The 369-nt window shown below is 77.2% G+C and carries 1 protein-coding gene; it reads left to right on the top strand.

Annotated elements, in window-relative coordinates; genetic code table 11:
- Positions 1 to 369: maleylpyruvate isomerase family mycothiol-dependent enzyme (locus HTV45_RS33445; protein ID WP_215209636.1), on the top strand; the 369-nt coding region annotated here is incomplete at both ends.

The following is a 369-nucleotide window of genomic DNA, read 5'->3' as shown; positions in this document are numbered from 1 at the left end:
CGGCCAGGACGTGGCCGACGCCCTCGGCGTACGCCGCGAGCCCACCGCCCGGCTCCGCCACATCGCCCGACTCGGCTGGCGGACCAGGGACTTCGCGTACGCGATGAACGGGCTGACGCCGCCCGGGGAGCCGTTCCGCATCGAGCTGACGCCGCCGGACGGGAAGGGCCTGTGGACGTACGGGCCAGAGGACGCGCCCCAGAAGGTCACCGGCCCCGCGCTCGACTTCTGCCTGCTCGTCACCCGCCGCGCCCACCGCGACGACCTCGCCGTGCGGGCCGAAGGGCCGGACGCCGAGCGGTGGCTGGACCTCGCCCAGGCGTTCGCCGGGCCGCCCGGGACTCCGCGGGACCCGCGCGGGGAGGAGAC

Source organism: Streptomyces sp. CHD11 (assembly GCF_018638295.1).
Lineage (GTDB): Bacteria > Actinomycetota > Actinomycetes > Streptomycetales > Streptomycetaceae > Streptomyces.
The sequence above is the reverse complement of the archived record's forward strand: the minus strand, read 5'-3'. Positions and strand labels throughout refer to the sequence as shown.